This window comes from Thermocrispum agreste DSM 44070 (assembly GCF_000427905.1).
GTDB classification, from domain to species: domain Bacteria; phylum Actinomycetota; class Actinomycetes; order Mycobacteriales; family Pseudonocardiaceae; genus Thermocrispum; species Thermocrispum agreste.
In genome coordinates this window covers 303529-321761 of the sequence record NZ_ATYX01000007.1, presented here as the reverse complement: position 1 = coordinate 321761, position 18233 = coordinate 303529, and the positions used below count along the sequence as shown (strand labels likewise).

The window sequence follows — 18233 nt, the reverse complement described above, 5'->3', positions numbered from 1 at the left end:
ATGAGCACATTGGACGCATCCACCATCAAGAAAGTCGTCGTCGCGTGCGACGCGGGCATGGGCAGCAGCGTCATGCTGGCCGGCCAGCTGTCGTCGTCGCTGGCCCCCTACTCGGTGAAGGTGCAGCACTCGCCGGTGAATCAGATCCCCGACGACGCCGACCTGGTGCTGTGCCAGCAGGGGCTGGTCTCCAGGGCCAAGGCGGTCAAGCCGGACAAGCCGGTGCTCGGCTTCACGATGTTCCTCGGCGACCCGGTGTTCGACAAGCTGCAGAAGGCGATTCGGGACGGCGGTCAGCTTGAGTACTGACACCCTCACCGCAGACGCCATCCGGTTGGGCGCCACGGCGGCCGACCGCGCCGAGGCGATCGAGCAGTGCGGACGTCTGCTGGTCGACCTCGGCGCGGTCGACGAACCGTACGTGGCCGCGATGCACGAGCGGGAGCAGGTCGTCTCCACCTTCGTCGGCGAAGGGGTGGCCATCCCGCACGGCACCAACGAGGCACGCAAGTACGTGCGGCGCACTCAGCTCGCGGTCGTCCAGTTCCCGGACGGCGTCGACTGGGGCGCCGGCACGGTGCACCTGTGCGTGGCGATCGCGGCCTCGGGCAGCGAACACGTCGAGGTTCTCGCGGCGCTGTCGAAAGTGTTGATGGACTCGGACAAGGCGGCCGTGCTGCGGTCCGCCACCGACGCGGCGACGGTCCTGTCGCTGCTGGGCAACGATCAGCAGGAGGCTCACGCATGAAGGTCGCCCGGTTCTACGCGCCAGGCGAGATCAAGCTCGAGGACGCACCCGAGCCCAGCCCGGGCCCGGGCGAGGTGAAGCTGCGCGTGCGCAACTGCTCCACCTGCGGCACCGACGTCAAGATCTCCCGGCACGGCCACCACCACATCGTCCCGCCACGGGTGATCGGCCACGAGATCGCCGGTGAGATCGTCGAGCTCGGTGACGGCGTCACGGGCTGGTCGGTCGGCGACCGGGTGCAGGTGATCGCGGCGATCCCGTGCGGCGAGTGCGTCGAATGCCGGGCAGGGTGGCCGACCATCTGCCCGAACCAGGAATCGATGGGCTACCACTACGACGGTGGTTTCGCCGAGTACATGATCGTGCCGCGCAAAGTGCTCGCGGTCGACGGTCTCAACCGGATCCCGGACGGCCTGTCGTTCGAGGAGGCCTCCGTCGCCGAGCCGCTGGCCTGCGTGCTCAACGGCCAGGAGCTGGCCGGTGTCGGCGAAGGCGACACGGTCGTCGTGGTCGGTGCCGGGCCGATCGGCTGCCTGCACGTGCGGCTGGCCCGCTCGCGCGGGGCCAAGCACGTCACGCTGGTCGAGCTGAACGCCGAGCGGCTCAAGGTGGCCGCCGACCTGGTCGAGCCGGACGCGGCGATCTGCTCGGCGGAGACCGACCCGGTCGACGAGGTGCTGAAGCTGACCGACGGCCGCGGCGCCAGCGTGGTGATCACCGCCGCAGCGTCCGGCAAGGCGCAGGAGGACGCGCTGCGGATGGTGGCCAGGCGGGGCCGGATCAGCTTCTTCGGCGGTCTGCCCAAGGACAACCCGATCATCGCGTGCGACTCGAACCTGGTGCACTACCGCGAGCTGACCATCGTCGGTGCGAACGGGTCCAGCCCGGCGCACAACAAGCGCGCGCTGGAGCTGATCGCCAGTGGCGAGGTCCCGGTCGCCGACCTGATCACGCACCGGCTGCCGCTGGAGAGCGTGCTGGAGGCGATCGAGACCGTGGCCGACGGCCGCGCGATCAAGGTGACCGTCGAGTCGTCGCGGTGACCTTCGGTGGCTCGTGGCACACCAGGAACTGCCACACCGGTCCGTGACAAGCACAGGCAGCCAGACAAGCACCGGAGAAGTTAGGGAAGAAGGAATCACCATGGCCGGCACCACGTTCCAACTCGAGGTCACGGTCGGCTCCCGGGTCGGCTTGCACGCCCGGCCGGCGGCCGCCGTGGCGGGCGCGGCCGCCGAGGCGGCGAAGCGCGGCGTCGGGATCCGCATCGGCCGTCCGGGCGCCGACCCGGTCGACGCGGCGAGCATCCTCGCCCTGATGAGCCTGGGCGCCAAGCACGGCGAGCAGGTCGTGCTGTCCACCGACGCCGCCGACGCAGAGCAGGCCGAGCGCGAGGTGCGGCAGCTCGCCGAGCTGATCGCGCGCGACCTGGACGCCCCGGACGCCGGCGCGGCGTCCGCTGCCGACAGCAAGGAGCCTGCGCAGTCGTGACCGCCACCGAACCACGGGTGTTGACCGGCCTGGCCGCCAGCCCCGGCCTCGCCGTGGGCCCCGCCCGCCGCATGGTGCCGCCGCCGGAACTGCCGACGACCGAGCCGAGCGTGACCGACCGGGACGCCGAGCTGCGCCGGGCGATCGAGGCGCTGGACGAGGTGGCCGACGAGCTGGAGGAGACCGCAGGGCGGGCCTCCGGGGAAGCGGCGGGCGTGCTGGCGGCGCAGGCGATGATGGCCCGCGACGTGAGCCTGCGTGGCTCGGTGCAGCGCGCCGTCGAGTCCGGCCGCGCCGCGCCGTGGGCGGTCCGGGCCGCGATCGGCGAGGCCCAGGAGATGATGCGCGCCGCCGGCGGCTACCTCGCCGAGCGGGTCAGCGACCTGGAGGACCTGGCCAACCGGACGATCGCGAAGTTGCTCGGCGTGGCCATGCCCGGCTTGCCGCAGCCGGAGGACCCGGACGAGGCCTACGTGCTGTTCGCGGGTGATCTGGCCCCGGCGGACACCGCGACGTTGCCGGTGGAGAAGGTGCTGGCCATCGTGACCGAACGCGGCGGCCCGACCGGGCACAGCGCGATCATCGCGCGGGCGGCGGGCATCCCCGCCGTGGTGAGCTGCCCGGGCGCGGCCGACGTGGCCGACGGGGAGACGGTCGTCGTGCGGGTGGAAGTCGGGGAGACCGCCGAGGTGATCCGGTACCCCACCGACGACGAGGTGCAGGCGGTGGAGCGGGAACGCACCGAGCTGGCTGCCCGGCTGGCCGGCAGCAAAGGCCCGGGCAGCACCGCGGACGGGCACCGGGTCCAGCTGCTGGCGAACGTCGGCTCGGTGGACAACCTGAGCGCGCTCACCGGCGACTCCGACGCCGAAGGTGTCGGGCTGTTCCGCACCGAGGTGCTGTTCCTGGACCGGGCCTCCGCGCCGGGCATCGACGAGCAGCGCGAGGCCTACCGCACGCTGCTGGCCGCGCTGCCCGGGCGGGACGTGGTGATCCGCACGCTGGACGCGGGCTCGGACAAGCCGCTGGCGTTCGTGCAGCTCGGCGACGAGCCGAACCCCGCGCTCGGCGTTCGGGGCTACCGCACCGCCGCGGTGCAGCCGCGGCTGCTGGACGACCAGCTCGCGGCCATCGCGTCGGCGGCCGGGGAAACCGAGGCCAACGTGCGGGTGATGGCACCGATGATCTCCACCCCGGACGAGGCGGCGGCGTTCGTCGAGCAGGCGCGCAAGCACGGACTGTCCAGCGTGGGCGTGATGATCGAGGTGCCTGCGGCGGCGCTGCGGATCGACGAGATCGCCGAGGTGGTGGACTTCGTCAGCATCGGCACCAACGACCTGGCGCAGTACACGTTCGCCGCCGACCGCACCCTCGGCGACGTCGCGCACCTGCTCGACCCGTGGCAGCCCGCGTTGCTGCAGCTGATCGCCCGGGTGGCAGGCGCGCTGCGCCGGCTCGGCAAGCCGGTCAGCCTGTGCGGGGAAGCGGCCGCCGATCCGCTGCTCGCCCCGGTGCTCGCCGGGTTCGGTTTCACCAGCCTGTCGATGGCGCCGACGGCCATCCCCGCCGTGCGGGCCGCGCTCGCCGAGGTCACGTTGGACGAATGCCGCCGCCGAGCCGACCGGGTGCTTGCCGCGGCGACACCGGTGGACGCCAGGGCGGCGGCGAAATCCTGACCGGAACCGGGTCTTTCCTGACGCGCTCCCCGGCGCAGGCAGGGCCGCGACCCAGCGGCTCCTGCCACGTGATGTGGCCGCGATGCGGGCCGGTGGTCCTACAGCACCCCGGCCCGCATCGCGTATGCGACCGCGTGTGTCCGGTTGCGCAAGTTCAGCCGCTCGAGCAGGCCGTGCACGATGTTCTTCACCGTACGCTCGGAATAGCACAGCTTGGCGGCGATCTCGGCGGTGTCGCACCCCTCGGCGAGCAAACGCAGCAGGGCACGTTCCCGCGGTGTCAGCTGCGGCGCGTTCTCCCCGCCCGGCTGCAGCAGGCCGCGCTGGATCCGGTCGAGTTGTTCGACCAGCCGCACCGTCTCCTCCTCGGGAGGCAACGGTCCGGTCGCGGCGGAGCGCACGGCCTGCCGCAGCTCCTCCCCGGTCAGCCCGGCGGCGGGCAGCACGGTGATCACCCGGTACCGCACCGCCGACGGCACATCGAGGCCCTCCAGCTCGTTGAGCACCAGCACGGTGCGCGCCCTGCCGAACTTGGCGATCTTGGCCAGCATCTCGTTCGTCTTGGCGTCCACCCGCTCCGCCACCACCACCGCCACGTCGGCCTCGGCCAGCCGCAGCGGCGGCAGGACGACGATCTCGGGGACGGTCTTGCCCGCGCCGGAGGTGTCCGTCCGTTCCCCGGACACCAGGTGGATGACGCCGCGCTGTCGCCACGGGTCGGTCGCGCACACCGTCAGGGCAAGACGTTTCATGGCTCCTCCGCGCATGCCGTCCGGTTGTCACGGTCAGCATCCGCGAACGACCTTCACGAAAACTGTTCGGATCTTCACTGCGGCGTGAAGGGTTCGGTGGACCGGTCGCGTGATCCGGCCGGCGGGTGATGGGGCCGTTCAGCCGGCGCGTCGTTCGTTTGTGTTCGTTCGTCTCCGGCTGCCGCCGGACAATCTCGGCGTGCGGTCGGCCTTGGTCGTCCGGGCAGGCGTCTGACCAGCGCTTTCGCCGGCACCTCTGAAGGCTGCGAGTCCACTGTGACCCTGGAGGGCTGCGAGTCCACTGTGGATGTGCCGGGCGCGTCATGCCGGACAGGTGAAGGGCCCGCCAGGTGCGCTGTGCACCCCGGCGGGCCCTTGGCGCCCGTGCTCCGGTCGGCGTGGGCTACCGCACCGTGAAGTCGGCCTTGGCGTCACCGACCACGATCTGGTAGGCGCCCGGCAGCACCTTCTTCGGGCCGGTGCCGGTGATGTCGCCCGAGGTCACCGCCAAGCGGGCGATGGGAACCTGCACCGACACCTGCTTGCTCTGCCCGGCCTTGAGCTCCACCCGGGTGTAGCCGACCAGCTTCTTGTCCGGGAAGAGCACGTCACTGGACGGGCGAGCGGCGTACACCGGCACGACCAGCACGCCGTCCCGCTTGCCGGTGTTGCTCACCGGCACCGTGACGGTCAGCGTCTGCTTCGGGCCGACCACCTTGCTGTTCAGCTTCGGCGTGCCCGTGGCGAACGTGGTGTAGGACAGGCCGGCGCCGAACGGGTAGGCCACGTGGTAGCTGGACTCGGGGCCCGAGTTCGGGCCGGGCAGCTGCTGGTAGAACAGCGGGTCGTTGCCCAGCGCCTTCGGCCACGACACCGGCAGCCTGCCGCTCGGGTTGACCTTGCCGAACAGCACGTCGGCGATCGCGTGCCCGCCTTCGGTGCCCGGCAGCCAGCCCATCAGCAGCGCATCCGGTTCGCTCGCCTTGCCGAGCACCAGCGGACGGCCCGCCAGCACCACCTCGATCACCGGGGTGCCGGTGTCCTGCAGCCGCGCCACCAGGTCCTGCTGCTCGGCGCTCAGCGCGGGCCGCGGCGCGTCCGACTCGCCTTCCGCGCCCGGCTTCTCGCCGACCACCACGACCACCGCGTCGGCGCTCTTCGCCTGCGCGACCGCCTTGTCGGCGTCGGCCACGTAGCTGATCTTGGTGCCCGCCGGGGCGCCCTTCTTCAGGCCTTCCACCACCGTCGTGCCGGGCACCTCGACGCCGTCCGGCACGCCCTGCCAGCCGATGGACCAGCCACCGAGCTGGTTGGGCAGGTTGTCCGCGCTCGGCCCGGTGACCACGATCTTGCGCGCCTTGGCGGTCAGCGGCAGCACGTCGTTCTCGTTGCGCAGCAGCACCGCCGACTCCGCGGCCGCCTTCCTGGCCAGCTTCTTGTCCGCACCCAGCACGATCTTGTCGGCCTTGGCCGGGTCCACGTACGGGTCGTCGAACAGCCCGAGCTTGAACTTCAGCGTCAGCACGCGGCGCACCGCTTCGTCGATCCGCTTGCGCGGGATCAGGCCGTCCTTGATCGCCTTCAGCAGCGCCTGGTGGAACTCCCGGTCGTCCGGCGGGACCATCGCCATGTCCACCCCGGCGTTGATCACCTTGGCCACCGCCTCCGGGTAGCTTGCCGCCGCCCGGTACTTGGTGACCAGGTACTCCACGTCGTCCCAGTCGCTGATCACCACGCCGTCGAAGCCCCACTGCTTGCGCAGCACGTCGGTGAGCAGGTACTTCGACGCGTGCGCCGGGACGCCGTTGATGGCACCGGAGTTCACCATGATGGTGTCCGCGCCCGCGTCGATCGCCGCCTTGTACGCGGGCAGGATGGTGTCCTGCAAGTAGCGCAGCGACATGTCGCCCGGGACCCGGTCGTGGCCGTTGAGCGGCTGCGAGTAGCCGGCGAAGTGCTTCACCGTCGCGGCGACCTTGCGGCCGCTGCTGCCGTCCTCGGTGCCTTTCACCGCGCTGGCGGCCAGGTCACCGGCCAGCAGCGGGTCTTCCGAGTAGGTCTCGTAGTAGCGGCCCCAGCGGTGGTCGCGTGCCAGGTCGGCGACGGGGGAGAAGTTCCACACCGTGCCGGTCGCGGCGGTCGCGCGCTGCGTGGCGCGCGCAACGTCGGCGACCAGCTTCGGGTTCCACGTCGCGCCGAGGCCGATCTGGTGCTGGAACATGGTCGCGCCGAGCACGTTGTTGTGGCCGTGCACGGCGTCGACGCCGTAGACGATCGGGATGCCGAGGCGCGAGTGCTTGATCGCGTAGCGCTGGATGGTGTTGACCATCTTCGCCCATTCCTCCGGCGTGTTCTCGGCCGGAGTCATGCCGCCGCCGGAGAGGATCGATCCGACGTGCTGGTCGGCGAGCACCTCCTTCATGCACTGCTGGTTCAGCTCGCCGCCGCTCCACTGGCAGTCACCCTGCAGCCGCGCCACCGCGATCTGCTGCAGTTGGCCTGCCTTTTCCTCGGTGGTCATCCGGCGGACCAGGTCGTCGACCCGGACGGCGACCGGCTTGCTGCTGTCGGTGTAGATCGGTGGCGCGCTGGCCGAACTCGTCGGCCCCGTGAGCACCGTGACCGTGGCGGCGACGCCGATGGTGAGCGCGAGAGGCGACCGCCACCGCCTGCGGCCGGACCGTGTGGGAAAGCGCATGGGTGTCCCTTCGTCCTCGAATCCACCCGCTTCCGCGGCGTGGGAGGCACGCTAGGAATTGCGCGTGCGAAGGGTCAATCGCGGTCACACGCTTGTCTGACAAGACTGCCCAGCAGGTCAGGCAGGGCCGGACGAAACGGGCAAGGTGCCCGTACCGGTGAGCCGATGGGTCGGCCCGGTCCGTGGCATGGCATCCCTCGGCGGGTGGCTCAGCGACCGCGACACCGGCGTACGGAACCCTCCGCCGGTGCCCGGACGGGGCGATCAGCGCGGCGGTGGGTCGGGCGGTCCGGACAGTGCAGGGGGTCCCTCGCTACGGCTTGCGCAGCACGCCGCCGTACTCGTAGATGTTCTTGTTGCGCTCGGCGGCGCCGACGTACTGATACAGCTCCGGTGGCACCGGGTCCAGCTCCGGCTGGTTGGGGTCCGGCCGCCAGTGCTTGATGTCGACCAGGCCGGGCTCCACCGGCTCCAGCCCTGCCATGAGCTCGTCGAACTCCGCCGGTGTGCGGGTCTGCCACGGGATGCCCGCCGCATTGAACTGCTCGCTCATGACCGCGCCGAGCGCCGGATCGTCACAGGCCACCTGGGTGACGGCCAGGCAGCTGCCGGGGACGGCGATGTCGTCGATGATGTGGCGCAGTGCGTACCTGGCGCCCTTGCCGACGTCGTCGACGTCCTTCAAGTGGTGGCCGATGGACAGGAACAGGATCGCCAGCGGCTGCGAGAAGTCGATCAGCCGCTTCGTCTCCTCGTGCTCCAGCACCGCTTCCGGCTCCCGGAAGTCGGCGGTGATCACCGTGGTGTTGTCGTTGTCGGCCAGCAGGGCGCGGCCGTGCGCCAGCACGATCGGGTCGTTGTCCACGTACACCACGCGCGCGTCCGGATTGAACTTCTGGGCGACCTGGTGCACGTTCTGGTTCGTCGGCAGGCCGCAGCCGAGGTCCAGGAACTGGGAGATGCCGACTTCCTCGACCAGGAAGCGCACCGCGCGGTACAGGAACTTCCGGTTCTCCCTGGCCACGTCCAGTGCCTCGGGGAATCCCTCGAGAATCTGGAACGTCAGCTCCCGGTCGATGGCGAAGTTGTCCTTGCCGCCGAGGAGCCAGCCGTAGGCACGGGCGGCCGTCGGCCGATCGAGCGGAATCGATACGTCGGCGCGGTCCCCGGTGGTCATGGTGCGCTGCGCCCCCCGTCTTGTCGGCACGTCCGGTGCGGTGGTGCTGTCCGATTCGGGCTGTGATTCTCGCACGGCTTCGTTGCCAGCACTTACTGTGGCCGGAGATCAACTCTCGGTGCAAGTGCATCGGCAATCGCAATTGAGTCACGGCGCTGTCAACGATCCGTCGCGTGGCCCGTGACGTGCGGCGTTCGGCGGGCGAACAGGGCAGGAAGGCGTGCCCTCGACGGCGTCGCGGGGGGGCGAAACCACGCGTGTGGCGAGGGGCGAAACCACACCGCGGCGGCGGGGAGAAACCACGCGTGTGGCGAGTGCGCCGAAGCAGTGAGCGGCTCGCGCGCGAACCGGCAGACGACCAGGATGTCGGGTTCGACGATGTGCTGGACGGAGTGGCCCGAGCGCGAACGGGCAGGCGATCTTTGCCGTGGCGGCCGACGGCGCGGCCGTCGACTGACAATGATCAATCCGCTATTCGGGTGACCCTGGTTCGGCACCGTTCGGTGGGGTTGCCGTGCTGGCAGGGGGTCATGGCACACTGTGTGCGTTCAACGACGGAGGGTCGCTTCATGGTTCTCGCCCAACCGGACGATCACTTCGCGGTGAAGGGCACCGAGCCGGTGTCCATGGCCGCTGTCGGTGGTGGGCCTACCGTGCTGCGGATGGCGCTCGGCGCGCAGCTGCGTCGGCTGCGGGAGGCCGCGGGCGTGTCCCGCGAGACGGCCGGGGAAGCCATCCGTGCGTCGCACTCCAAGATCAGCCGGATGGAATGCGGCCGGGTCAGCTTCAAGGAGCGCGACATCCGCGACCTGCTGTATCTGTACGGGGTCACCGACCCGATGCAGGTCGAGTCGTTCGTCACGCTGGCCAGGCGGGCCAAGGAGCGCGGTTGGTGGCACAAGTACGACGAGTCGCTTCCGGACTGGTTCGAGACGTACGTCGGGCTCGAGCAGGCCGCGAAGATCATCCGCTGCTTCGAGGCGCAGTTCGTTCCCGGCCTGCTGCAGACGGAGGAGTACGCCCGCGCGGTCATTCAGTCCGCGCACAGCGAGGACGGTCCGGAGAAGGGTGAGGACAGGCTCGCGGTGCGCATGCGCCGCCAGGAGATCCTGACCAGGCAGGCCGGGCCGGCGAACCTGTGGGCGGTTCTCGACGAGGGCGCCGTGCGCCGCACGATCGGCGGCAGGGCCATCATGCGCCGCCAGATCGAGCACCTGGTGGAGATGTCCAGGCGTCCGAACGTCACCATTCAGGTGCTGCCGTACTCGGTGGGCGGCCACGCGGCGTCCGGTGGGTCGTTCACCATCCTCCGGTTCCCGGAGTCGGAGCTGCCGGACGTGGTGTACCTGGAGCAGCTCACCAGCGCGCTCTACCTGGACAAGCGCCAGGACATCGACAACTACCTGGCGGTGATGGACCGGGTGTCGGTCCAGGCGCTGGACCCGCGCCGCACCCGCGACCTGCTGAACGCGATCCTGCAGGAGCTGTGACCGCGGCGCGCGCCGCCCGGAGCCTGCCCAGCCTCGTCAGTCGTCGAACACGCTGCCGAATCCCTCGTCGTCGGCGTCCGAGCGCGCGGGCCCGTTCTGCTGCCTGGGCGCGCCCTCGGCACCGAACCGGCGGCGGTACTGGTCGGCGACGGAAGCCGCGGCCTCGGGATCGTCGGCCAGGTGCTCGCGTACCCGGTCCAGCACCTGCTGCTGAACGCGGGACTGTGCGCTGCGCATCGCCGTCATGATCTCCCTGGCCAGCTCGTCGCCGCTCAGCTGCCGGTGTGCGTCCAGGATCTGGATGCCGGTCACCAGGCCCGCCTGATCGGTGGTGACCCGCGCGACCCCGCGTGGCGACGCCGCGGTGGCAGCGATCGTGGTGATCTCCGCGGCCAGGTCGCGATAGGCCTGTGCCCGTCGCTCGGTGCGTGCCACCCACTCGTCGATCGCCTGCCTGCGTTCGCTGGGCGTGCTCATCCCCGTTCTCCTCCACGAGGCGATGTGCGATGACCATAGGCTGGTGCGGGCCAGCCTATGACGTCGGGAAGCGAGGTGGGTGTGTCCGACGAGAACGTCTCCGGTGACCTGTCCGGCCGGGTCGTGCTGATCACCGGCGCCAACACCGGGATCGGCAGGGCCACTGCGGTCCAGCTGGCCAGGCGCGGCGCCGACCTCTACCTGGCGTGCCGCAGCGAGGAACGCGCACGCCCGGTCGTCGAGCAGATCACCGCGATCACCGGACGGCGGCCGCGCTTCCTGCGGCTGGACCTGGCCGATCTGACGTCCGTGCGGGCGTGCGCCCTGGAGTTCCTCGGCGACGACAAGCCGTTGCACGTGCTGCTGAACAATGCCGGGGTCGGTGGCCAACGGGGCCTCACGGCCAGCGGGTTCGAGCTGGCGTTCGGCATCAACCACGTCGGCCACTTCCTGCTGACCGAGCTGCTGCTGGACCGGTTGAAGGACAGCGCTCCCGCGCGCGTCGTCACGGTGTCCAGCGACGCGCATTTCGCCGCGCGCGGGATCGACTTCGCCGCGGTGCGCCGCCCGACGGCCAGCCGCACCGGCCTGCCGGAGTACACCGTGTCGAAGCTGGCCAACGTGGTGTTCAGTCAGGAGCTGGCCAGGCGACTGGACGGCACCGGGGTGACCACCTACGCGGTGCACCCCGGCATGGTGGCGTCCGACGTCTGGCGCGGCGTGCCGTGGCCGATCCGCCCGATCATGAAGCTGTTCATGCGGTCGACCGAGGCCGGTGCGGCCACCTCGGTGCACTGCGCCACGGCGCCCGAGCTGGCCGGGGAGTCCGGCCGCTACTACGCGGACTGCGCGCCGAAGGAGCCCAGCGAACACGCGACGACCGAGCTGGCGGAAGAACTGTGGCGGCGCTCAGCGGAGTGGGTGGCCGACTACCGGTGACGTACCCGTCGTGACCGTTCCGGCACCGCGGGCGTGCCGGAAGCGTCCCTCCACAGTGGATTTCCGTCGGGTACGGCTGTCGGCGACGTCCGTCCGGTGGACATCGGTGGTGACCGGTGGCACGGTGATCTCGTGACCGACCTGAACGCCACCTCCGCCGCGGTGCTCGGGCTGTTGCACGACGGCCCGGCCACCGGTGGCGAGCTGGTCGCGGCCGCCAGGCAACGGTACGGCGCGTTCTTCAGCGTCACCCGCAGCCAGGTGTATCGCGAGCTGCCCGAGCTCGCCAGGGCCGGGTTGGTGCGGCCGGGCAAGCGCGGAGCGCGGGCCAGCCAGCAGTACGTGCTTACGCCCGCGGGGCGGACGGCATTCAAGCAGTGGCTCAAGTCCGCCGCGGCGGCCGACCACCTGCGCAGCACCATGCTGTTGCGCCTGGTCAACGCGCACCGGCTGACCGGGCGGCAGCGGGCGGCGGTGGTCGACGAAGTGCGCGCGCACTACCAGGAAGCGATCGCTCAAGCCAAGTCCGCGGCCAGGACGGCACGGGCCACGGGGGACGAGACCGCGCGCGCGGTGGCGGCGTTCGCCCAAGCGCACGCCAACGCCGCACTGAAGCTGGTGGACGCGCTCAGCTCCAGCCCGCCGGTGGCGTCTGCGACGTCCCGGTAACCTGGTGCGTTGTGAGTAGTGGTATCGACTTCGAAGCCGAGCTCAAGGACATCGCGGGCAAGCTGACGCAGATCGAGGCCGTGATGGACCTCGACGCGCTGCGCGCCGAGGTGGCCGACCTGGAGCGCGAGGCGTCCGACCCGTCGCTGTGGGACGACCAGGAGCGGGCCCAGCAGGTCACCAGCACGCTGTCCCGCAAGCAGGCCGAGCTGCGGCAGATCACCGATTTGCGTCGGCGGTTCGAGGACCTGGAGGTCCTCTACGAGCTGGCTCGGGACGAAGGCGATGCCGGCAGCCTGGCCGAGGCCGAGCAGGAGCTGAAGCAGCTGGCCAAGGACGCGGGCGGCCTGGAGGTCCGCACGCTGCTCGACGGCCAGTACGACGACCGCAACGCGGTGGTGACGATCCGCGCCGAGGCCGGGGGAGTGGACGCCGCCGACTGGGCGGAAATGCTGCTGCGCATGTACTTGCGCTGGTGCGAGCGGCACAACTACCCGACCGAGGTGTACGACATCTCCTACGCCGAGGAAGCCGGGATCAAGTCCGCCACGTTCAAGGTCACCGCTCCCTACGTCTACGGCACGCTCTCGGTGGAGCAGGGCACCCACCGGCTGGTCCGCATCTCGCCGTTCGACAACCAGAGCAGGCGCCAGACGTCGTTCGCGCACGTCGAGGTGCTGCCCGAGGTCGAGGAGGTCGACCACATCGACATCCCGGAGAAGGACATCCGGGTGGACGTGTTCCGGTCCTCCGGGCCGGGCGGGCAGAGCGTGAACACCACCGACTCGGCGGTGCGGTTGACGCACCTGCCGACCGGCATCGTGGTGTCCTGCCAGAACGAGAAGTCGCAGCTGCAGAACAAGATGGCCGCGATGAAAGTGCTGCAGGCCAAGCTGCTGCAGCGGCGGCGGGAGGAGGCGCGGGCCGAGCTGGACGCGCTGAAGGACTCCGGCTCCAGCTGGGGCAACCAGATGCGCTCCTACGTGCTGCACCCGTACCAGATGGTCAAGGACCTGCGGACCGACTACGAGGTCGGCAACCCGGCGAGCGTGCTGGACGGCGACCTGGACGGTTTCCTGGAGGCGGGGATCCGCTGGCGCAAGAAGAACGCCGCGGCGCAGGCCAAGTAGCCCCGGTCGATACGTCAGGCCGAGTAGCCCGGTCAGTACGTCTCGACGTCGGTCTCGACGTCACCGGCCGGTTCGTCTCCGGTCAGGATCGGCAGGCCGGAGTAGTCGTCGTAGAGCGCGTAGCGGAAGAACGCGCGTGCGTAGGTGACCGCCAGCTGTCGCTGGTCCTCCGCGGTGGGCCGGCCCTTGGCGGCAGGGCATCCGCTGTCGTCGCCGTCGGTCGGGCCAGGACCGACGGTCCACTCGGTGTTGTAGAAGTTGTGGTTGGCCTTGCGTACCCGGAGCAGGAAGCCTCGCTTCCCGCCGTAGGCCCTGGCCTGCTGGAAGTACATCTCGTTGCCGCGCGACCAGCAGCCGGAGGAGACCACCGCGATCGGTTCGTCGGTGACCAAGGTGGAGAAGAACCCGGACGGCGCGGGGGACGCCAGCGACAGCGCACCCTTGATGCTGACCCCTGCGGGCAGCTCGTGCCGGTTGTCCTCCGACGCCAGGTACATCGCGGCCTCTCCGGCGGTGGAATGTCCGAGCACGCCGACCCGGCTGAGGTCCAGCACGCCGGTGAAGTCCACCGCCTTCGGCAATCCGGTGTCCGGATCGGTGAACGCGCCGGAGAGCGGACCGCCGCCGGTGGTGCTCAGCTGTTGCAACAGGCGCAGGTGCGCGGCGATCATGCGGGCGTTCTGGCTCGCCGCGCCCATGAAGTTGTTGATCCCGTTCGCGCTGGGCGACACCACCACGAAGCCGGACGTGGCCAGGGCCTCCCCCAGGTAGTCCAGTCCGCGATTGCTGGGATACGGCTCGACGCCCCTGGGGCACGGCCAGGTGCGGTCAGCGGCGTCGAGGCTGTAGCAGGGCACTTGGTTGCCGTGCTGCAGCACGACCACCGGAAGCTTGGCCGTGCCCTTGTCCCTGGTGAGCTTCTCCGGATAGTGGACGACCGCGCGCATCTCGCCGAACCCGTGCAGCCAGCGGCGATCGGTGAACGCGTCGTCGCCCAGGTTGTACTCCACGACCCCGACCGTCGGGGCACCGTTGGTGGAGGTGGAATCGGCCGGACCGGTCGCGGGCACCGCGGCGGAGACGGCGGCGGCCACCGTGGCCGCCGCAATGCCGAGGGTTCGCATCCCGAACCGTACCCGTGGCTGCTTGGCGCGCATCGTCAATTCCTGCCCTGTTCACCGCGTCTTCGGTAAAGAGCACGTGCCCTGCTCCGCTGGTGTTCACCCGGTCACCCGTGAATCGCAACACCGGCGTTCCCGGGTAACCGGGGCTTGACGAACCGATGGCGTAGGCTTGCCCGTTGTGATCCGGCTGGAGAACGTGACCAAGCTCTACAAGACCTCGTCCAGGCCTGCCCTGGACTCGGTGTCGGTGGACATCGACAAGGGCGAGTTCGTGTTCATCATCGGGCCGTCCGGGTCGGGCAAGTCCACCCTGCTGCGGCTGCTGCTGCGGGAGGAAGTGCCGACCAAGGGCAGGGTCTTCGTGTCCAACTACGACGTGGTCAAGCTGGCCCGCCGCAGGGTCCCCCGGTTGCGGCAGACCATCGGCTGCGTGTTCCAGGACTTCCGGCTGCTGAACAACAAGACGGTGTTCGAGAACGTGGCCTTCGCGCTGGAGGTCATCGGCAAGCCCGCGCACACCATCCGCAAGGTGGTGCCGGAAGTGCTCGAGCTCGTCGGGTTGGAGGGCAAGGCGGACCGGATGCCGCACGAGCTGTCCGGCGGTGAGCAGCAGCGGGTGGCCATCGCCCGCGCGTTCGTCAACCGGCCGCTGGTGCTGCTGGCCGACGAGCCGACCGGGAACCTGGACCCGGACACCAGCCAGGACATCATGTTGCTGCTGGAGCGGATCAACCGCACCGGCACCACGGTCGTCATGGCCACCCACGACCAGACGATCGTGGACTCGATGCGCCGCAGGGTGGTCGAGCTCGATCAGGGCCGTGTGGTTCGCGACGACGCCCGCGGTGTGTACGGCATAGACCTGTAGTTCCCACCTACCGACCCCTACCCGAGGACAGTCCGTCAGATGCGCGCCCAGTTCGTCTTCAGCGAGGTCGTCACCGGCCTGCGCCGGAACGTCACGATGACCATCGCGATGATTCTCACCACGGCCATCTCGCTGATGATGTTCGGCGCCGGCCTGCTGTTCACCGAGACGGTGAACCGCACCGAGCAGAACTTCATCGACGACCTCGAGGTGCGGATCTTCCTCAACAAGGACATCAGCCGCAACGCCGAGCAGTGCACCACCAACCCGCAGTGCGCGGCGCTGCAGCAGGCGCTGCAGAACCACCCCGCGGTCGACGACGTGGTCTTCACCAGCCAGAAGGAGGCGGTGGAGAAGGCGCGGGAGCTGTTCGCCGAGGACCCGGAGATGCTCGAGCTGCTCTCGCCGACCGCGCTGCCCGCGTCACTCGACGTGCGGCTGGTCGACCCGCAGCGTTCCGCGGCCATCGTGCAGGAGTTCGCCAACCAGCCGGGCGTGGACAAGATCCACGACGGCGGCGAGGACGTCGACCGGCTGGTGGAAGGGCTGAACCTGTTCCGCAACGGCGCGTTCGTCATCTCCGTGGTGCTGTTGATCGCCGCGCTGCTGCTGATCGCGAACATGATCCAGGTGTCGGCGTTCACTCGGCGCACCGAAGTGAGCATCATGCGCCTGGTCGGGGCCACCCGCTGGTACACCCAGCTGCCGTTCCTGCTCGAGGCGATGTTCGCCGGGCTGATCGGCGCGGTGATCGCCATCGCCGGGCTGCTGATCATCCCGCCGTTGTTCGTGCCGGATGCGTTCGAGGAGCAGATCCAAGGGCTGCTGCGCTTCCCCGACGCGCTGTACACCGCGGTGGTGGTCGGCCCGATCCTGATGATCACCTCGATGGTGATCTCGGCGCTGGTCGGCTACGTGACGTTGCGGCTGTACGTGCGGCATTGACGCGTCGCGGCGATCGTTAGGCTGGAGCAATGCCGAAGGAACGGGGTCGCAAGGTCATCGTGACCAACCGCAAGGCGCGGCACAACTACGAGATCCTGGACACCTACGAGGCCGGGATCGTGCTGGTCGGCACCGAGGTGAAGAGCCTGCGGGCGGGCAAGGTGTCGCTGACCGACGCGTTCGCCACGGTCGACGACGGCGAGGTCTGGCTGCGCAACGTGCACATCCCGGAGTACACCTACGGCACGTGGACCAACCACGACGTGCGCCGCAACCGCAAGCTGCTGCTGCACAAGCGGGAGATCGAGAAGCTGATCGGCAAGACCCGGGAGAGCGGGCTGTCGCTGGTGCCGCTGTCGCTGTACTTCCTGGACGGCAAGGTCAAGGTGGAGCTCGCGCTGGCGCGCGGCAAGCGGGCCTACGACAAGCGGCACGACATCGCCAAGCGGGACGCCCAGCGGGAGGTCGCCAAGGTGATGGGGCGCGCGGCGAAGGGACGGTACGGCAGGCGGTGAGGTTCGGTCCTGCTTCCGACGGCGTGATCGCCGGCTGGGCGCGGGAACTCGGGCTGCCCGGGCTGGTCGACATCCACGTGCATTTCCTGCCGCAGCGGGTGATGCGCAAGGTCTGGGCGTACTTCGACGAAGCCGAGCGGCACTACGGCGTCTCCTGGCCGGTCTGGTACCGCCACACCGAGCAGCGGCGGCTGGCGATGCTGCGCCAGTTCGGCGTCGAGCGGTTCGCGCCGCTGGTGTACCCGCACAAGCCGGGCATGGCGCGGTGGCTGAACGAGTGGGTGCGCCAGTTCGCCGAGGAGGTGCCGGACGCGGTGCCGACCGCCACGCTGTATCCGGAACCGGATGTGTCCGGCTACGTCGAGGAAGCTGTGCGCGCCGGTGCGCGCTGCGTGAAGGTGCACGTCCAAGTCGGCGCCTTCGATCCGCGTGACCCGGTGCTCGATCCGGCCTGGGGCATGCTGGCGGACGCCGGGGTGCCGGTCGTCGTGCACTGTGGTCACGGCCCGCTGCGCGGCGAGTACACCGGGGTGGACGTCTTCGCCGAGGTGCTGGCCAAGCATCCGCGGCTCACCGCGGTGCTTGCGCACGCAGGCATGCCGGAGTTCGACCGGGCGCTGGCGCTGCTGGAGCGCTATCCCCGCGTGTACTTGGACACCACGATGGTCGGCACGCCGTTCAGCGAGCGCCTGATGAAGCTGCCGGCGGACTGGGCCGCGCGGCTGGCGGACGTCCCGCATCGTGTCGCCTTGGGCACGGACTTTCCGAACATCCCGTACCCGTACGCGACGCAGCTGCGTGCCATCGCGCAGTGGGCGGACGCGGACGAGCGGCTGGGCGAGCCGTTCCTGCGAGCAGTGCTCTACGAGACGCCCAAGGCGCTGCTCAACGGCGCTCGAGGTAGGTGAGCACGGCCCGCACCCTGCGGTGCTCGTCGCCCGAACCGTCCAGGCCGAGCTTGGCGAAGATGTTGCCGATGTGCTTTTCCACCGCGCCGTGCGAGACGACGAGCTTGCTGGCGATGGCGGAGTTGGACAATCCCTGCGCCATCAGCTCCAGCACCTCGCGTTCCCGCGGCGTCAGTTCGTCCAGCGGGTTGCGCCTGCCCCGGGTCATCAGCTGCGCGATCACTTCCTGGTCGAACACCGTGCCGCCGCGGCCGACCCGGCGCACGGCGTCGATGAACTCGTCCACGTCCGCGACCCGCTCCTTGAGCAAGTAGCCCACGCCTCCGGTGCCACCGGAGATCAAGTCCACCGCGTAGCGCTCCTCGACGTACTGGGACAGCACCAGCACGGGCAGGCCGGGGACGAGCTCGCGGGCGCGGAGCGCGGCGCGCAGCCCTTCGTCGGTGTGGGTCGGCGGCATGCGCACGTCCACGATGGCCAGATCCGGCCTGTGCTCCTGCACGGCCGCCAGGAACTTCTCGCCGTCGCCGACCGCCGCCACGGTCTCGATTCCGGCATCGGCAAGCAGCCGCTGTACTCCCTCGCGCAGCAGGGCGGCGTCCTCGGCGATCACGACCCGCATGCCA

General features: G+C 70.0%; 19 protein-coding genes. 13 read left to right on the top strand and 6 right to left on the bottom strand.

Features of this window, described 5'->3' with window-relative positions; all coding sequences use genetic code 11:
• From YWY_RS0105750 to ptsP, 5 genes are all read left to right on the top strand, one after another.
• Complete coding sequence (locus tag YWY_RS0105750; RefSeq protein ID WP_028846833.1) at positions 1–309, top strand: PTS lactose transporter subunit IIB; 309 nt, start codon at positions 1–3, stop codon at positions 307–309.
• Entirely contained in the window at positions 299–748 is a 450-nt protein-coding gene (locus YWY_RS0105745; protein WP_028846832.1) for a PTS mannitol transporter subunit IIA, read from the top strand. The genes YWY_RS0105750 and YWY_RS0105745 overlap by 11 nt, the downstream gene beginning before the upstream one ends.
• Entirely contained in the window at positions 745–1791 is a 1047-nt protein-coding gene (locus tag YWY_RS0105740; protein WP_028846831.1) for a zinc-dependent dehydrogenase, read from the top strand. The genes YWY_RS0105745 and YWY_RS0105740 overlap by 4 nt, the downstream gene beginning before the upstream one ends.
• Positions 1792–1891: 100 nt before the next feature.
• Positions 1892–2239, top strand: a complete 348-nt coding sequence (locus YWY_RS0105735; protein ID WP_028846830.1) for an HPr family phosphocarrier protein — start codon at positions 1892–1894, stop codon at positions 2237–2239.
• Positions 2236–3915, top strand: a complete 1680-nt coding sequence (ptsP, locus tag YWY_RS0105730) for a phosphoenolpyruvate--protein phosphotransferase (protein ID WP_028846829.1) — start codon at positions 2236–2238, stop codon at positions 3913–3915. Before YWY_RS0105735 ends, ptsP begins: the two co-directional genes overlap by 4 nt.
• Positions 3916–4013: 98 nt before the next feature.
• On the opposite strand, the gene YWY_RS0105725 is transcribed toward ptsP, so the two are convergent.
• From YWY_RS0105725 to YWY_RS0105715, 3 genes are all read right to left on the bottom strand, one after another.
• On the bottom strand, positions 4014–4667 hold the full coding sequence (locus YWY_RS0105725; RefSeq protein ID WP_084609006.1) for a helix-turn-helix transcriptional regulator: 654 nt from the start codon (positions 4665–4667) through the stop codon (positions 4014–4016).
• A gap of 403 nt (positions 4668–5070) precedes the next feature.
• Positions 5071–7365, bottom strand: coding sequence for a glycoside hydrolase family 3 N-terminal domain-containing protein (locus YWY_RS0105720; RefSeq protein WP_028846827.1), 2295 nt, complete (start codon positions 7363–7365; stop codon positions 5071–5073).
• A gap of 313 nt (positions 7366–7678) precedes the next feature.
• Entirely contained in the window at positions 7679–8542 is an 864-nt protein-coding gene (locus YWY_RS0105715) for an SAM-dependent methyltransferase (protein WP_028846826.1), read from the bottom strand.
• A gap of 569 nt (positions 8543–9111) precedes the next feature.
• Here YWY_RS0105715 and YWY_RS0105710 point away from each other — a divergent pair.
• Positions 9112–10032, top strand: coding sequence for a helix-turn-helix domain-containing protein (locus YWY_RS0105710; protein WP_084609005.1), 921 nt, complete (start codon positions 9112–9114; stop codon positions 10030–10032).
• A gap of 36 nt (positions 10033–10068) precedes the next feature.
• On the opposite strand, the gene YWY_RS23975 is transcribed toward YWY_RS0105710, so the two are convergent.
• Positions 10069–10509: a hypothetical protein gene (locus tag YWY_RS23975; RefSeq protein WP_028846824.1), complete on the bottom strand. Its 441-nt coding sequence runs from the start codon at positions 10507–10509 to the stop codon at positions 10069–10071.
• A gap of 81 nt (positions 10510–10590) precedes the next feature.
• Between YWY_RS23975 and YWY_RS0105700 the strand changes: the two genes are divergently transcribed.
• The 3 genes from YWY_RS0105700 (at position 10591) to prfB (ending at position 13247) form a co-directional block, all read left to right on the top strand.
• On the top strand, positions 10591–11448 hold the full coding sequence (locus YWY_RS0105700) for an SDR family oxidoreductase (protein WP_169725217.1): 858 nt from the start codon (positions 10591–10593) through the stop codon (positions 11446–11448).
• A 141-nt stretch (positions 11449–11589) separates the two neighbouring features.
• Positions 11590–12117 carry a PadR family transcriptional regulator gene (locus tag YWY_RS0105695; protein ID WP_038044637.1) on the top strand — a complete coding sequence of 176 codons (528 nt, stop codon included), beginning with the start codon at positions 11590–11592 and terminating at the stop codon, positions 12115–12117.
• Positions 12118–12140: 23 nt separating this feature from the next.
• Positions 12141–13247 carry a peptide chain release factor 2 gene (gene prfB / locus YWY_RS0105690; protein ID WP_038044635.1) on the top strand — a complete coding sequence of 369 codons (1107 nt, stop codon included), beginning with the start codon at positions 12141–12143 and terminating at the stop codon, positions 13245–13247.
• 32 nt (positions 13248–13279) lie between these two features.
• On the opposite strand, the gene YWY_RS23080 is transcribed toward prfB, so the two are convergent.
• Positions 13280–14404, bottom strand: a complete 1125-nt coding sequence (locus YWY_RS23080) for an alpha/beta hydrolase (protein WP_051309813.1) — start codon at positions 14402–14404, stop codon at positions 13280–13282.
• 145 nt (positions 14405–14549) lie between these two features.
• On the opposite strand from YWY_RS23080, the gene ftsE reads away from it, so the two are divergent.
• The 4 genes from ftsE to YWY_RS20480 are packed head-to-tail and all read left to right on the top strand — an operon-like array spanning position 14550 to position 17607.
• The gene (gene ftsE, locus YWY_RS0105680) at positions 14550–15239 is read left to right on the top strand and encodes a cell division ATP-binding protein FtsE (protein ID WP_028846820.1); all 690 of its coding nucleotides are present in this window, start codon (positions 14550–14552) and stop codon (positions 15237–15239) included.
• Between the two features lie 39 nt (positions 15240–15278).
• Positions 15279–16184: a permease-like cell division protein FtsX gene (gene ftsX, locus YWY_RS0105675; RefSeq protein ID WP_028846819.1), complete on the top strand. Its 906-nt coding sequence runs from the start codon at positions 15279–15281 to the stop codon at positions 16182–16184.
• A 29-nt stretch (positions 16185–16213) separates the two neighbouring features.
• Positions 16214–16699, top strand: coding sequence for an SsrA-binding protein SmpB (gene smpB / locus YWY_RS0105670; RefSeq protein WP_028846818.1), 486 nt, complete (start codon positions 16214–16216; stop codon positions 16697–16699).
• The gene (locus tag YWY_RS20480) at positions 16696–17607 is read left to right on the top strand and encodes an amidohydrolase family protein (RefSeq protein WP_038044559.1); all 912 of its coding nucleotides are present in this window, start codon (positions 16696–16698) and stop codon (positions 17605–17607) included. Before smpB ends, YWY_RS20480 begins: the two co-directional genes overlap by 4 nt.
• Here YWY_RS20480 and YWY_RS0105660 read toward each other — a convergent pair.
• Complete coding sequence (locus YWY_RS0105660) at positions 17585–18229, bottom strand: response regulator transcription factor (RefSeq protein ID WP_028846817.1); 645 nt, start codon at positions 18227–18229, stop codon at positions 17585–17587. The two genes, YWY_RS20480 and YWY_RS0105660, sit on opposite strands and share 23 nt — an antisense overlap.
• Between the last annotated feature and the right edge of the window lie 4 nt (positions 18230–18233).

What these genes read in the sequence shown, in the direction of transcription:
- YWY_RS0105735 (WP_028846830.1), top strand. Translation starts at nt 1,892, where the DNA reads ATGGCCGGCACCACGTTCCAACTCGAGGTCACGGTCGGCTCCCGGGTC.
- YWY_RS0105660 (WP_028846817.1), bottom strand. Translation starts at nt 18,229, where the DNA reads ATGCGGGTCGTGATCGCCGAGGACGCCGCCCTGCTGCGCGAGGGAGTA.
- ftsX (WP_028846819.1), top strand. Translation starts at nt 15,279, where the DNA reads ATGCGCGCCCAGTTCGTCTTCAGCGAGGTCGTCACCGGCCTGCGCCGG.
- YWY_RS23975 (WP_028846824.1), bottom strand. Translation starts at nt 10,509, where the DNA reads ATGAGCACGCCCAGCGAACGCAGGCAGGCGATCGACGAGTGGGTGGCA.
- YWY_RS0105725 (WP_084609006.1), bottom strand. Translation starts at nt 4,667, where the DNA reads ATGAAACGTCTTGCCCTGACGGTGTGCGCGACCGACCCGTGGCGACAG.
- YWY_RS0105740 (WP_028846831.1), top strand. Translation starts at nt 745, where the DNA reads ATGAAGGTCGCCCGGTTCTACGCGCCAGGCGAGATCAAGCTCGAGGAC.
- YWY_RS23080 (WP_051309813.1), bottom strand. Translation starts at nt 14,404, where the DNA reads ATGCGCGCCAAGCAGCCACGGGTACGGTTCGGGATGCGAACCCTCGGC.
- YWY_RS0105715 (WP_028846826.1), bottom strand. Translation starts at nt 8,542, where the DNA reads ATGACCACCGGGGACCGCGCCGACGTATCGATTCCGCTCGATCGGCCG.
- smpB (WP_028846818.1), top strand. Translation starts at nt 16,214, where the DNA reads ATGCCGAAGGAACGGGGTCGCAAGGTCATCGTGACCAACCGCAAGGCG.
- YWY_RS0105750 (WP_028846833.1), top strand. Translation starts at nt 1, where the DNA reads ATGAGCACATTGGACGCATCCACCATCAAGAAAGTCGTCGTCGCGTGC.
- YWY_RS0105710 (WP_084609005.1), top strand. Translation starts at nt 9,112, where the DNA reads ATGGTTCTCGCCCAACCGGACGATCACTTCGCGGTGAAGGGCACCGAG.
- YWY_RS0105720 (WP_028846827.1), bottom strand. Translation starts at nt 7,365, where the DNA reads ATGCGCTTTCCCACACGGTCCGGCCGCAGGCGGTGGCGGTCGCCTCTC.